We start from the raw sequence: 13,631 nt of genomic DNA on the forward strand, positions 1-13,631 counted from the left end.
GAAAATGGGAAAAAAAATTACAATTGATTCATCAACTCTAATGAATAAAATTTTAGAATTAATTGAAGCTCAAAAACTATTCGATTTACCTAATAATAAATTGGATATAGTAATTCATCCTAATTCTCTTGTTCACGCAATTATTAAAAAAAGAAATGGATTAACGACATTTATATATCATGATACATCAATGATAATTCCTTTAGCTAATGCAATATTTGATGGAAAGTTAAATATAAAAGAATTTTACAAGACCGAAAAGAAAAAAAATAAATTAGAGAATCTCGTTTTTGATAAAGTGGACAAAAGGATATTCCCTGTAATCAATTTGAAAAATAGAGCTAATGAATATCCATCAACATCCATTATAATAAATGCGGCTAATGAAATATTAGTTGAACTGTTTCTTGATAAAAAGATACCTTTTTTGAGCATTTCTAAAACCATATTGAAGATACTAAATGATAGAAATTACAAAAAATATGCTATAAGAAAACCTAAAAATATTCATGAAATCACTAAGATTGATAAATGGACAAGAGAAAACATTAAAAAAAAATTGAAAATAGATGACTAAAAAAATTATTTTATCCTTTTTTTTATTATTTTTTTCAGCGTTAAAAGCTGAGGTGATTGAAAATGTTATTATTGAGGGTAATAAAAGAATTTCTGATGAAACAATTAAAATTTATGGAGAGGTAGAATTAAATAAAAATTTTACAGAAAGCGAATTAAATAAAGTATTAAGCAATCTAAACTCAACTAATTTTTTTGAGAATATTGAAATTAACTTAAATAATAAAACTCTTAAAATAGTAGTAAAAGAATATCCTTTTGTAAATCAATTGATTATTTTAGGTGAACCAAAAAAGAGTAATGTTGAAGAAATAAAAAAACTAATTCAAATAAAATCTAAAAGGCCTTTTATAAAAGCAAATTTAGCAAAAGATATTGATATAATAAAAAAACTTTATTCCTCTTTAGGTTATAATTTTGCAGAAGTAGATGCAAAAATTAAAGAAATTGATAAAGATAATTTAGATTTACTTATTGAAATTGAAAGAGGAGAACAAACTAAAATTTCTTCTATAAAATTTATTGGTAATAAAAATATAAGATCTAGAAGATTACGAGATGTCATCGCAAGTTCAGAAGATAAATTTTGGAAAGTACTTTCCAATAACACAAATTTAAGTGAGAATTTAATTAATTTAGATAGAAGATTACTTACAAATTATTATAAGTCACTTGGTTACTATGATATAAAAATAACTTCAAATATTGCTGAAATCAATAAAGCAGGTAATGCAGATTTAGTCTACTCTATTGAGGAAGGAACCAGATACACAATTAATAAAATTTCTACTAATATAGATGAAGTTTTTGACAAAAACCTGTTCTTTCCATTAAATAAAGAATTTAAAAAATATATTGGTGATTATTACTCACCTTTCAAAATTAAGAAACTTTTAGAAGAGTTAGATAGACTAATTGAATTTAATAATTTACAATTTGTTGAGCATAACGTTAAAGAAGATATTAATAACGATTCTATTAATATCACTTTAAATATTTACGAAGGTCCTAGAAATTTAGTTGAGAGAATTAATATTACCGGCAACAATGTCACAAATGAAGATGTAATTAGGGGAGAACTTATTTTAGATGAAGGTGATCCATTTGTTAATCTAAGTCTAGAAAAATCAATAGCAAAAATTAAAGCAAGAAATATATTTAACGATGTAACTTATGAAATTAATGATGGAAGTGAAAATAATTTAAAAATAATTGACATCAATGTTGAGGAGAGACCAACTGGTGAAATAAGTGCGGGTGCAGGTGTAGGTACATCGGGTGGAACTATAGCATTTAATATAAAGGAAAATAATTGGTTAGGACAAGGAAAGTCAGTCGGTTTAGAGATTCAAGCAGACGAGGAGTCTCTTATAGGAGATTTTCGTTATACTGATCCAAACTATAATTTTTTAGGAAACTCAATTACTTACTCTCTTTTAAGCGAAAGAAACGATAAACCTGATTTAGGTTTTGAAAACTCAATTATTGCTGCAGCTGTTGGAACTTCTTTTGAGCAATATAAAGATATTAAAGTACGTCTAGGATTGCAAGCAAGTCATGATGATTTACAAACAGAGGACAGTGCCTCAGCTTCATTAAAAAAACAAAACGGTACATACAGTGAGTTAACAGGAAATTATGGTTTTACTTTTGATAAACGAGATAAGGCTTTTATGCCAACTAGTGGATCGATTTTTTCTTTTGGACAATCAATTCCAATTGCAGCTGATAAAGCTTTTATAACTAATACTATCAGCTCAAGTTTTTATAAATCTTTAAGTGAAAATATCATTGGTTCAACAAAAATTTATATTGCAAGTATTAATGGCTTAGGCGGAGAAGATGTTAGAATAAGTAAACGTAGAGGAATTAGCTCGTCGAGATTAAGAGGTTTCGAAAAAAATAAGGTTGGCCCGGTAGATGGTAGCGATCATGTTGGCGGAAATTACGTTGCAGCTTTAAATTTTGAAACTAATCTTCCTAATGTTTTGCCAGAAAACTCAAATGCTGATGTAGGTTTATTTTTAGATTTTGGTAATGTTTGGGGTGTAGACTATGATAGCTCAATTGATGAAAGCAATAAAATACGATCAAGCACTGGAGTTACTGTGAATTGGCTATCTCCAATCGGACCTTTAAATTTTGTAATTTCACAAAATCTATCAAAAGCAGACACTGATGTTACCGAGAGTTTTACTTTTAATCTAGGAACTACTTTTTAATAATGAATATAAAAAAAGTATTAATTATTGTTTTATTCTTTTTTTCTCTAAATTTCTCACTATATGCTGAGGCTCCACACTATCTAGATTTCAAATTAATTTTAAATGAGAGTGATGCTGGGAAAAAAGCTCAAAATTTTTTAAAAAAAAAATTAGAAAGTGGGATAGAAAATATAAAAAAAAAAGAAAAAAGCTTTCAAGAAGATGAAAAAAAAATTATCCAACAAAAAAAAATTATTTCAGCCGAGGAGTATAAAAAAAAAGTTTCTGAACTAAGAAATAAAGTATCAGAAATCCAAAAAGAGAGAGGTAAATTATTAGAAAATGTTGCAAAACAAAGAGCCAAAGCAAGGAAAGAAATACTTAATAATTTAAACCCAATAATAAAAAATTACATGAATGAAAAAAAAATTAGAATGGTAATAGATAAAAAAAATATATTGTTAGCTGATGAGACTTTAGACATCACAAAAGATATAATGGCACTACTTAATAAAAAGCTTAAATCAATTAATCTCAATTAAATTTGGATGGATTCAAATTTATTCTTCAAAAAAAAAAAATTTAAAGTAAAAAAATTATTTCCAAAAATTAAAATAAATAAAGATTTTTATATTAACTCTATTAAACCTTTACACTTAGCTAAAAAAAAGGATATAACTTTTTTCGACTCTATTAAATACAAGCACGACGCATTATCAACACAAGGAGGTTTATGCATCACAACTGAACGGCTCAAAAAATATCTACCAAACAACTTACCAAGCCTTATTGTTAAAAATGTACTTTATGAGCTAGCAATTGTTTTAAAAAAAATCTATCCTTTTTCTGATATAGACTACCCTGATTTAAGTTTAAAAGCTCCTAAAGTAAATAAATATAAGTTTGTTAAATTTGGTAATAATGTTTTAATTGGTCAAAATGTTAAAATAGGTAAAAATTCAATCGTTGGATCTAATTCGATAATTGAAAAAAATGTAATGATAGGAAAAGATTGTGTGATTGGATCAGGTGTAATAATTAAAAATTCATTAATAGGTGATAGAGTGATAGTGCAAGATAATTGCAAAATCGGGCAAAAAGGATTTGGATTCATCCCGGTAAATAAACGTAATATTAAATTTCCGCATATTGGTAAAGTAGTTATAAGCGATGATGTTGAAATGGCTACCTCTTGCACGATCGATCGTGGATCTATTGATGATACAGAAATTGGAAAAAATACTTATTTAGATAATCAAGTTCATATTGCTCATAATGTAAAAATTGGATCTGATTGTATGATTGCTGGGCAGGTTGGTTTTGCGGGAAGCTCAAAAATAGGAAACAACGTTTCTATTGGTGGTCAAGCTGGTGTTTCTGGTCATTTAAAAATTGGTAATAATGTTAAAATTGGTGGTGGAAGTGGTGTAGTTAAGGATATTGAAGACAATCAAATAGTAATGGGATATCCCGCTGTCCCTTTTAGAGACTTTTTAAAAAATAAAAAATGAGCAAGACTGAAATAGATAAAAAAACGATTGAAAGTTTATTGCCTCACAGAGAGCCAATGTTATTAATAGATAAATTAATAAATATAGTCCCTTTGAAATCTGCAACTGCGATCATGTACGTAAAAAAAAATAGTTTTTATGTTCAAGGTCATTTCCCCAATCAACCAGTAATGCCCGGAGTTTTAATTGTTGAAGCTTTTGGTCAAGCTGCTGCTGCACTCACAGCCCACGGAATTGATAAAAAAGAATATGAAAATAAATTAGTATTTTTGATGGGAGTAGATAAAGCGAGATTTAGAAATCCTGTTATACCAGATTGTGAATTACATTTAGATATTGAAGCTATTAGATCTCATGGAAGAGTTTGGAAATATAAAGGAACAGCCAAAGTTAATGGTAAAAGAATGGCTGATGCCGAGTGGTCAGCAACAATAGTTGAAAGAAAATAATGATACATAAAACAAGTGAAATTGATAAAAAAGCAAAGATTTCAAAAAATGTAAAAATTGGACCTTTTTGTTATGTCGGTCCAGGAGTAGAACTAAATGAAAATGTAGAGCTTATTTCAAATGTGCATATTGAAGGAGAAACAAGGGTTGGCAGCGGAACTAAAATTTTTCCATTTGCAAGTATAGGAACCCAGCCTCAGGATTTAAAATATAAAGGAGAAGAAAATAGTCTAACAATTGGAGAGAATAATTTAATAAGAGAATATGTAACAATAAATCCTGGTACTGAAGGAGGGGGATCAAAAACAGAAATTGGCAATAATTGTTTGTTTATGATTTCATCCCATGTAGCGCACGACTGTAAAATTGGAAACAATGTAATTATAGCAAATAATGTTCCACTGGGAGGACATGTAACTATCGAAGATTCGGTGGTGATAGGAGGTAATTCAGCTGTACAACAATTTACAAGAATAGGAAGACTAGCAATGATAGGTGGAATGACAGGTGTTCTTAAAGATGTAATTCCTTTCGGATTGTCAATAGGAAACAGAAATTATTTGCAAGGTTTAAATTTAATTGGTCTAAGAAGACATAAATATGATAATCAAAAAATAATTGGACTTGATAAGGCATATAAGGACATATTCGCATCTAAAAATTTACATGATAATTTAAGCAAAATTAATGGTGCGTTTAAAGATAACGAGCTTGTTTCTGAAGTTATAAAATTTATTGAAAAAGATAAAAAAAGACCAATTTGTTCACCACAAAACTAAGAAATTTATGATTGGGTTAATTTTTGGGGAAACTGAATTTCCAAAATATATTTTAAAAGAAGTCAAAAAAAAACACAATTATATTATTATTGATTTAACTAAAAAAAAAATTTTCAAAAAAGATAAAAATTCTTATTCTGTATCAATCGGCCAATTCGGCAAGATAATTTCTATCTTAAAATCAAACAATTGCAAAAAAGTATTATTTGCTGGAAAAGTATCAAAACCAAACTTTAAATCAGTAAAATTAGACTTAAAAGGTATTTATTATCTGCCAAAAATTATTAAAAGTTCGAAATTAGGAGACGCAGCTATATTAAAAAAGATAATTAAAATTTTAAGACACGAGAATATTCGAACTGTAAGTTCGAATAAGTATACTCCAGAAATAAGTTTATCAAAAGGTATTTACTCATCAATAAAACCAAATTTTAAAGATAAAAAAGATATAAGATGTGGTGAGAAAGCTCTTAAAAAATCTGGAAATTTTTCTTTCGTACAAGGTGTAGTTTGTAGAAATAATAAAGTTATAGCTTTAGAGGGCAGAAGTGGAACAAAGTCTATGATACTTAGTGTTAAAAAGATTAATAAAATTCAAAGCGGAGTTTTAATAAAATTTCCAAAAAAAAAACAAGACAAAAGAATTGATCTTCCAACAATAGGTCTAGAAACTTTTAAGCAATGTAAAAAAGCAGGTCTGAAAGGTATAGTTTTAAAGCATAATTTGAACATTTTTTTAAATAAAATGAAAAGTATTCAATTCGCAAAAAAAAATAAAATGTTTATTTTAGTTAAATGAAAAAAGTTTTAATTATAATCCTATTTCTATGTACAAAACTTCATGCAAATGAATTTAAATTGGAAAGAATTATTAATGGTCTCGAACGCCCATGGAGTTTATCATTTATTGATAATAAAAATATACTTGTTACGGAAAAACCTGGAACTTTAAAGATAATAAATATATTTGAAGAAAAGGTAAATAGTATAAATCACAATCTCGATGTTTTAGAGGACGGCCAAGGGGGATTGTTAGATGTATTATATAAAAATGAAGTTGTTTATATTTCTTATTCAGAAAATAGATTAAATGGAAATTCAAGCACTTCGGTCGCAAGAGCAAATTTTAATGAATATAAAATGGACTTTAAAAATATTTTTAGAGCAGAGCCTCCAATTAATTCAGGATATCATTTCGGCTCTCGATTAGTAATAAAAGATAAACACTTATATATTACAGCCGGAGAGAGAGGCCAAGGTATGATTGCTCAAGATCATACCAAACATCCTGGAAGTATAATCAGAATAAATTTAGATGGATCTATACCAAAAGATAATCCTAAATTTCTTAATAAAAAAGAATGGCTTCCAGAAATCTACCAAATCGGTGTAAGAAACCCGCAAGGCATGTCACTTTCACCTTTCGATAACAAGATTTATTTAACTAATCATGGCGCTAGGGGAGGCGACTGGTTTGGCACAGCTAACTTTGGAGAAAATTACGGTTGGAAAATTTTAGGATGGGGAGGTACGAATTATTCAGGTACTAAAATTGGTCCAAAATGGAAACCAGGATACACAAAGCCTATCAAATATTGGGTGCCCTCGATAGCGGTAAGTGCAATGGTAATTTATCAAGGGGAAACATTTAAAGAGTGGAACGGTAACGCTATAATAACCTCACTTAAGGATCAATCTTTAAGAATATTAAAGTTTGATAAAAAGAGGTTTATTAGTGAGAAAATAGTGTTTAAGGGCGACATTGGGAGAATAAGGGATATCAAGATACATGAGACTGGTGATCTTTATCTTTTAACCGATAAGGGTGTACTTTGGAGAATGCATAAATGAAAAAAATATTCATTTTAACAGGTGAGGCATCAGGAGATAAATTAGCATCAAAAGTTATTAGTAAATTAAAAAAAGATAATTTAGATATTGATTATTTAAGTGTTGGTGGCGAAAGCTTGAAAGCTTTGGGAATTAAATCAATTTATAATTTAAAAGAGATTACATATATCGGATTTACAAATGTAATTTCTAATATATTTAAGATAAATAAAAAGATAAATGAAACCGTTAAAGCCATAATAGATTTTAATCCAGATATACTATTTACAGTAGATAGCCCAGATTTTACTCTAAGAGTAGCCGAAAAAGTAAAAAAAAAAAATCCCTCAATAAAAACTATCCACTATGTTGCGCCACAAGTATGGGTATGGAGAGAAGGTAGAGTAAAAAAGATTAAAAAATTTATAGATCATATCCTTTTATTATTTAGTTTTGAAAAACCTTATTTTGATAAAGAAAATATTAATAACGACTTTGTAGGTCATCCGCTTCTAGATGAAACAACCGAAAGTAAAATTGATATAAATCAAATTATAGATAAGAATAAAGCAATAATTTCGGTCTTTCCTGGAAGCAGAAAGTCTGAAGTAGAAATACTTATGCCAATCTTAATAAAATTCATTGTAATGATGAATAAAAAGTATAAAGATTTTTTATATATTTTTCATTCAACTCAAGAACTGTCTCAACTAATAAATTCTTATGTAAAGGACGAAAATATTTCTAATTGCGAGGTTATTAGCGATGAAAAAATAAAATCACATACTTTAAAAAAATCAGTTTTTGCCGTAGCAAAATCAGGAACTGTGTCTCTAGAAATTTGTAAATTTAAAATTCCATCCGTAATTATTTATAAAATGAATTTTATTAATTACTTAATAGTAAAATCACTAGTTAAAATAAAATATGCTAATATAATAAATTTTGCGGCAAAGGAAGAAATAATTCCAGAATTGATTCAAACGAAATGTAATCCTGATAATATATTTAAAACTGTAAGCTTATACATTGATGAACCTAGTAAAATTAAAAATCAAGTTGAAAAAACTCAATCAATTTTAAATGAATTCAAAAGCACGATCTCCTCTGCAGATCAAGCTAGAGATGTTTTGAAAAAGTATTTATAAACTTAAAATTATTTTGCCGATAACCCTGCATCATAATTTTAAAGTAATAACCGTTTGGCTTTACTTCTGGTGATTTTTTTTTCATAAAATAAAACATAATTTTACTATTTTTATTTTTAAAATATCTTTTAATGTATACTTTTGGATACTCTTCATACTTATCAAGTTTTTTTTCAATATCTCTGTTTATTCTGTAAATCACTCCAGGAACCTTAGATTTAATTTTTTTTTGTAAATCTGGAATTTTGTATTTAGTTCTAAAAACAACTTTAAAGTTTTTTAAGTTGTATTTTTTAATTAATTTTGCTTCTTTAAATTTCTTTAAAAATATTTTTTTATTTAGGTTAGTACCATATGCGAAATAATAAATATTCACTTTTATTTTTTAATTTAAATAAGATAATATTAATATATATTATTTATTTAAACAATTCTTATCAAATGATTTAATTACTATTATGATTGTTTACTCTCATACAGATTGTCTCCTAAAATACAATGGAAAAAATCACCCAGAAAGAAAAGAGAGAATAGATAGTATAATGAATTCAATTAAGTCATCTGACCTTAATATAAATTTTAAAGATGCGCCAATAGCAGATATAGAAACTATATCTTTGGTGCATCCAAAAAAATATATTGAACAAATATTTGAAAAAATACCAAAAGAGGGAATTATAGGAGTTGAAAAAGAGCCATATGCGGACACAATGCTGTGTCCAAATAGCAAAAATGCAATTTTAAGATCCTGCGGTTCAGGTATTGCTGCCTGTGATGATTTAATGAATAAAAATGAAAGAGTTTTTTGTGCAATTAGACCACCCGGTCATCACGCTGAGACAATTAGAGCAAATGGTTTTTGTTATATCAATAATGTTGCAGTAGCAGCTAAATATTTACAAACAAAATATAAAATCAATAAAATTGCAATAATAGATTTCGATGTTCACCATGGTAATGGTACTCAAGAAATTTTTTATAAAGATGGCTCAGTTGCTTATGCTTCATCCCATGAATTTCCATTATTTCCAGGGACGGGAACTGAAAATGAAACTGGAGTTGGAAACATTTTTAACGCAACTTTGAAAGCAGGTATAAAAAGTAAAGAATTTCATGAAATTTTCGAAAAAAAAGTTTTATCACCTATTGAAAAGTTTAAACCGGAAGTAATTTTGATTTCTGCTGGTTTTGATGCACATAAAAGAGATCCTTTAGCTAACATTAATCTTGAATCTAATGATTTTCTTTTAATCACAAAAAAAATTGTTGATATCGCTAATATTCATTCAAAAGGAAGGGTAATATCTTTTCTAGAAGGTGGTTACGATTTACAAGCTTTATCTGAAAGTATAATTGAACACCTTAAAGCTTTAAAGACCCATATTTGACCAGTTATCAGGATTTTCAAATTTCTCTATTTCTTTTTTTGTAACAGGCTTGAAGAGGTAATAAATGATATATGCCGTTATAAAAAAAAGAAATATTGAATTCATAGTTTATGATATCAAATATTTAGGAACAATTTCCATTAAAAATATCAATATTTATGTATTTTTTTTATTCACACAACGCCCAAATCGTTCACATATAAAGGTGATTTAATAAATCAAAAGTTTAGAATCCGACTCATGGATCCTTTTATAGTTATAGCTGCTGGCATAATACTTGTTGTAACAGGTGCAATAAATCCTCAAACACAAGATAGAGAAGATATTGCTCAAGCACCTAAAACGGAAGTTTCAACGCCTGCGCCTGAGCCTAAAAAGGAACCAGAACCCGAACCAGAACCTGAGCCGGAGCCAGAACCAGCTAAAGAACCAGAACCAGAACCAGAGCCAGAACCAGAGCCAGAACCAGAGCCAGCTCCTCAAACTGAAGAGCCAAAAGAACAAGTTAACGCTGAAGCTAACCAGGAGCAAGATGCTAAACCTGAAGATGAGGAAGTGAAACCAGTTACAGAAGAAACACCTATTGAGGAAGAAAAAGAAGGATTAAGTATTGTAAATATCATGTTGTATATTCTAGGTGCTATTGCAGTTATTGCTGCTGGAATATATTTCTTCATGAGAAGAGAGCCAGCTCCACAAAGTGCAGCAGATATTGCAAGATCTCAATCACAGGAACCAACTCCTGAACCTCAGCCAGAACCAGAGCAACCAGTTCAAGAGGAAACACCAACAGAAACTACTCAAGAAGATACTCAACCAGAAAATACAGATCAATCATCTAATAATGATGATGAAAATAATAACAGATAAACTAAAATTTTTTTCCACCTTCAAGATAAGCACACTTTTCGCAAGTTTTTTCAATTTTAGGTGGTTCATCTAAGTTTAGAACATCTTTCATTTCAATTAATTTTTTCTCTATCCAATCTGTATTTACTCGGTATGGAATTAGTGTAGTTTTAAAATCTATTTTATTATCAAATTTATTATTTGTTTTCTCTCCATTACATACATAAAAAAAAGTTCGGTCTGAAACTTTAAAATTCATTTTTCTTAAGATATGAACATATATGTCCATTTGCAATTTATAACTAAGATGCCACTCAGTATCGAGATAAGATGATACAGTTACTGGATAAAATGAAGATTGAGCTTTGTAATCTACAACAACTAATTTTTTTTCGGTTAAATCGAACCAAATATCATCGACTCCTCCATGAATAATAAGGTTTGTATTTTCATCCAAATATGAAATGCCACCTTTTAAAGAATTTCTCCACATATCAAAATCTTTATGCTTATAAGGAACAAAGTTGAGCTTGTGTTTAACCATAATGGGATGAGGCTTTTGCTCTTTTCTATATAAATCAAATTCTTTTTTTAAAAGTTCATCTACAGCAACGTTTAAAGCCCAGCCTGGCATCGAAGGCTCCTTCAAGCCTTTAACACGGTCTAAATAGAAGCATCTTTTACAACTTAGAAAGTTAAAAAACTTTGATCTACTTATTTTAAAAGGAGAATTCGATTTTTTATCGTAAATAGAAGATTTTCTTGTTCTGAAAGATACAGCGTCTTTCATTTAAATTTGTTTAAGTCTTTTAATTACTTCTGATTTATCTAAAGACAAAATAACATCATATATACCTGGCCCAAATCTTGATCCCACTAATGCTATTCTTATAGGTTGTCCCACACCTTTAAAATTAGTCTTATGTTTATCAATTAAAGATTTAATTATCGGCTCTAAGGCCTCTCTAGATAAAGTGGATAGTTTTTCATACTCATTAGTAAAGTCTTTAATTACTTTCTTAGATAAATCATCAATAAGTTTTTTGTCATCTGTGCCAATCTCGATTTTATCATTAATAATATATTGGGCATTATTCCAAATATCCTCTAGAGTTTTTGCTTTATTCTTTAAGAAGCTCATTGATTTTAAAAGTATATTTTCTTTTGATTGATCCATAGTTTTTTTGTATTTTGAAACATATTCCTTAAAAAATTCAAAAAGATCTTTTTCATCAATAGATTTTATATACGTTTCATTAATTGAATAAATTCTATTAATATCTAATTTTGAAGGAGATTTACCCACACCACTTAAATCAAATAAATCAATGCTTTCTTGCTTAGTAAAAATTTCTTTATCTTTGTAGGACCATCCCAATCTTAATAAATAATTCCTTAAAGCGTCTGATATAACTCCAATTTTAATGTAATCTTCAAGGGTGGAAGCATTATCTCTTTTTGATAATTTTTTTCCATGTTCACTGTGAATTAGAGGTATGTGTGCAAAGTTTGGGACTTCCCAACCCATTGCTTCATAAATTTGTCTCTGTTTAAAAGAATTAATCATGTGATCATCCCCTCTAATAACATGGGTTATTTTCATTTCATGATCATCAACCGTGGCCGAGAGCTGGTATGTCGGGGAATTATCTTTTCTTAATATTACAAAATCCTCAATAGTTGAATTTGAAATATTTCTATCACCTTGAACTAAATCTTTAATAATTGTATTTCCTGATATTTTACTTTTAAATCTTAATACTGGTTTTACTCCCTCTGGAATTTTTAAATCTTTGGCATCTCTCCATTTTCTATTATAAAAATATGGTATCCCTTGTTTTTTGCATTTTTCTTTTTGTTCAGTAATTTCTTCTTCAGAGCAATAACATTTATATGCAAAACCTTTTTTTAAAAGTTCTTCTGCAACCGCAACGTGTTTAGATATATTTTTAGATTGAATATATTCATTCCCATCATGTTCAATTCCAAGCCAAGCTAAAGATGTAATAATCTGTTTTTTGAATTCGTCTTTTGATCTTTCTTTATCAGTATCCTCTATCCTAAGAAAGTATTTACCCTTATTTTTTTTAGCTAAAAGCCAATTAAACAAGGCTGTTCGAACTCCGCCAATATGAAGAGGCCCAGTAGGAGAGGGCGCAAACCTACAATTAAAAGACATTAATATTAATTAGACTATTTTAATGAAAGTTTCTATATAAAGAAACAAGTTTACCTTGAATTTTTATTCTATTTGCAGCGTAAATTTTAGTTCCGTAATTTCGATTTGCTGCTTCAAGAGCGATAGTGTTCCCTTTTTTTCTTACTCTTTTTAAAGTAGCTTCTTGGTCGTCTATTAAGACTACTGCAATTTGACCATTATCTACATTTGAAACTTTTTTTATAATAACTGTATCACCGTCAGCAATACCTGCTTCTATCATTGAGTCACCTTTTACTTTAAGGCCATAGTGCTCGCCATTATTTTGAAGATCTTCTGGTAAAGCAACTCTATCAACTTCTTGTTGAATAGCTTCAATTGGTGTACCAGCAGCAATACTTCCTAATACTGAAACATCAGTAGATTTATTATCATTTTTATCTAATCCACCTTTGATAACGCTTGGTGTAAATGTATTAAATATGTCATTTGCGCTAGCGTTTTCTGGTAATTTCACAACTTCTAACGCTCTTGCTTTATGTGCTAATCTCTTAACAAAACCTCTTTCTTCTAACGCAGAAATTAATCTATGTATTCCTGATTTCGACTTAAGGTTGAGAGAATTTTTCATTTCTTCGTAAGACGGAGAAATACCTGAAGATCTTATCTTCTTATTGATAAATATTAATAAGTTTTTTTGTTTTTTTGTAAGCATAGAACAAACCTCGTACATCTATGT

The 13,631-nt window shown here is 28.7% G+C and carries 14 protein-coding genes and 1 pseudogene; 11 read left to right on the forward strand and 4 right to left on the reverse strand.

The genetic code is table 11. The features are described 5' to 3' along the window. The 9 genes and pseudogenes from AMN78_RS02055 to lpxB form a co-directional block, all read left to right on the forward strand. Positions 1–577: pseudogene (locus AMN78_RS02055) on the forward strand (1-deoxy-D-xylulose-5-phosphate reductoisomerase); the annotation flags it as partial. Next, entirely contained in the window at positions 570–2,798 is a 2,229-nt protein-coding gene (gene bamA, locus AMN78_RS02060; protein ID WP_075533940.1) for an outer membrane protein assembly factor BamA, read from the forward strand. The pseudogene AMN78_RS02055 and the gene bamA, both read left to right, overlap by 8 nt. Positions 2,799–2,800: 2 nt before the next feature. After that, on the forward strand, positions 2,801–3,322 hold the full coding sequence (locus AMN78_RS02065) for an OmpH/Skp family outer membrane protein (RefSeq protein WP_075533941.1): 522 nt from the start codon (positions 2,801–2,803) through the stop codon (positions 3,320–3,322). 6 nt (positions 3,323–3,328) lie between these two features. Continuing rightward, entirely contained in the window at positions 3,329–4,291 is a 963-nt protein-coding gene (gene lpxD, locus AMN78_RS02070; protein ID WP_075533942.1) for a UDP-3-O-(3-hydroxymyristoyl)glucosamine N-acyltransferase, read from the forward strand. Then, positions 4,288–4,740, forward strand: coding sequence for a 3-hydroxyacyl-ACP dehydratase FabZ (gene fabZ, locus AMN78_RS02075; protein WP_075533943.1), 453 nt, complete (start codon positions 4,288–4,290; stop codon positions 4,738–4,740). The genes lpxD and fabZ overlap by 4 nt, the downstream gene beginning before the upstream one ends. After that, complete coding sequence (lpxA, locus tag AMN78_RS02080) at positions 4,740–5,519, forward strand: acyl-ACP--UDP-N-acetylglucosamine O-acyltransferase (protein ID WP_075533944.1); 780 nt, start codon at positions 4,740–4,742, stop codon at positions 5,517–5,519. The genes fabZ and lpxA overlap by 1 nt, the downstream gene beginning before the upstream one ends. 7 nt (positions 5,520–5,526) lie before the next feature. Continuing rightward, complete coding sequence (locus AMN78_RS02085) at positions 5,527–6,318, forward strand: LpxI family protein (RefSeq protein ID WP_075534048.1); 792 nt, start codon at positions 5,527–5,529, stop codon at positions 6,316–6,318. Then, on the forward strand, positions 6,315–7,370 hold the full coding sequence (locus AMN78_RS02090; RefSeq protein WP_075533945.1) for a PQQ-dependent sugar dehydrogenase: 1,056 nt from the start codon (positions 6,315–6,317) through the stop codon (positions 7,368–7,370). Before AMN78_RS02085 ends, AMN78_RS02090 begins: the two co-directional genes overlap by 4 nt. Further along, complete coding sequence (gene lpxB, locus AMN78_RS02095; protein WP_075533946.1) at positions 7,367–8,497, forward strand: lipid-A-disaccharide synthase; 1,131 nt, start codon at positions 7,367–7,369, stop codon at positions 8,495–8,497. The genes AMN78_RS02090 and lpxB overlap by 4 nt, the downstream gene beginning before the upstream one ends. Here lpxB and AMN78_RS02100 read toward each other — a convergent pair. Next, positions 8,469–8,873 carry a gamma-glutamylcyclotransferase family protein gene (locus AMN78_RS02100; protein ID WP_179850599.1) on the reverse strand — a complete coding sequence of 135 codons (405 nt, stop codon included), beginning with the start codon at positions 8,871–8,873 and terminating at the stop codon, positions 8,469–8,471. The two genes, lpxB and AMN78_RS02100, sit on opposite strands and share 29 nt — an antisense overlap. Before the next feature lie 82 nt (positions 8,874–8,955). On the opposite strand from AMN78_RS02100, the gene AMN78_RS02105 reads away from it, so the two are divergent. Together AMN78_RS02105 and AMN78_RS04190 are read left to right on the forward strand one after the other, a co-directional pair. Next, positions 8,956–9,885: a histone deacetylase family protein gene (locus AMN78_RS02105; protein ID WP_075533947.1), complete on the forward strand. Its 930-nt coding sequence runs from the start codon at positions 8,956–8,958 to the stop codon at positions 9,883–9,885. Positions 9,886–10,125: 240 nt separating this feature from the next. Next, on the forward strand, positions 10,126–10,755 hold the full coding sequence (locus AMN78_RS04190; RefSeq protein WP_075533948.1) for a hypothetical protein: 630 nt from the start codon (positions 10,126–10,128) through the stop codon (positions 10,753–10,755). A 1-nt stretch (position 10,756) separates the two neighbouring features. Here AMN78_RS04190 and AMN78_RS02115 read toward each other — a convergent pair whose 3' ends face one another. From AMN78_RS02115 to lexA, 3 genes are read right to left on the reverse strand one after another with little or no spacing between them, the layout of a single operon-like run. Then, the gene (locus AMN78_RS02115; RefSeq protein WP_075533949.1) at positions 10,757–11,524 is read right to left on the reverse strand and encodes a PD-(D/E)XK nuclease family protein; all 768 of its coding nucleotides are present in this window, start codon (positions 11,522–11,524) and stop codon (positions 10,757–10,759) included. Continuing rightward, on the reverse strand, positions 11,525–12,913 hold the full coding sequence (gltX, locus tag AMN78_RS02120) for a glutamate--tRNA ligase (protein WP_075533950.1): 1,389 nt from the start codon (positions 12,911–12,913) through the stop codon (positions 11,525–11,527). 19 nt (positions 12,914–12,932) lie between these two features. Further along, entirely contained in the window at positions 12,933–13,607 is a 675-nt protein-coding gene (lexA, locus tag AMN78_RS02125) for a transcriptional repressor LexA (RefSeq protein ID WP_075533951.1), read from the reverse strand. Positions 13,608–13,631 lie beyond the last annotated feature (24 nt).

The sequence above is a fragment of the Candidatus Pelagibacter communis genome (assembly GCF_001179945.1).
Lineage (GTDB): Bacteria > Pseudomonadota > Alphaproteobacteria > Pelagibacterales > Pelagibacteraceae > Pelagilacustribacter > Pelagilacustribacter ubique_A.

Bases quoted from the DNA above. Each gene is read 5' to 3' on its own strand.
- bamA (WP_075533940.1), top strand. From the start codon at position 570: ATGACTAAAAAAATTATTTTATCCTTTTTTTTATTATTTTTTTCAGCG.
- AMN78_RS02065 (WP_075533941.1), top strand. From the start codon at position 2,801: ATGAATATAAAAAAAGTATTAATTATTGTTTTATTCTTTTTTTCTCTA.
- lpxD (WP_075533942.1), top strand. From the start codon at position 3,329: ATGGATTCAAATTTATTCTTCAAAAAAAAAAAATTTAAAGTAAAAAAA.
- fabZ (WP_075533943.1), top strand. From the start codon at position 4,288: ATGAGCAAGACTGAAATAGATAAAAAAACGATTGAAAGTTTATTGCCT.
- lpxA (WP_075533944.1), top strand. From the start codon at position 4,740: ATGATACATAAAACAAGTGAAATTGATAAAAAAGCAAAGATTTCAAAA.
- AMN78_RS02085 (WP_075534048.1), top strand. From the start codon at position 5,527: ATGATTGGGTTAATTTTTGGGGAAACTGAATTTCCAAAATATATTTTA.
- AMN78_RS02090 (WP_075533945.1), top strand. From the start codon at position 6,315: ATGAAAAAAGTTTTAATTATAATCCTATTTCTATGTACAAAACTTCAT.
- lpxB (WP_075533946.1), top strand. From the start codon at position 7,367: ATGAAAAAAATATTCATTTTAACAGGTGAGGCATCAGGAGATAAATTA.
- AMN78_RS02105 (WP_075533947.1), top strand. From the start codon at position 8,956: ATGATTGTTTACTCTCATACAGATTGTCTCCTAAAATACAATGGAAAA.
- AMN78_RS04190 (WP_075533948.1), top strand. From the start codon at position 10,126: ATGGATCCTTTTATAGTTATAGCTGCTGGCATAATACTTGTTGTAACA.
- AMN78_RS02115 (WP_075533949.1), bottom strand. From the start codon at position 11,524: ATGAAAGACGCTGTATCTTTCAGAACAAGAAAATCTTCTATTTACGAT.
- gltX (WP_075533950.1), bottom strand. From the start codon at position 12,913: ATGTCTTTTAATTGTAGGTTTGCGCCCTCTCCTACTGGGCCTCTTCAT.
- lexA (WP_075533951.1), bottom strand. From the start codon at position 13,607: ATGCTTACAAAAAAACAAAAAAACTTATTAATATTTATCAATAAGAAG.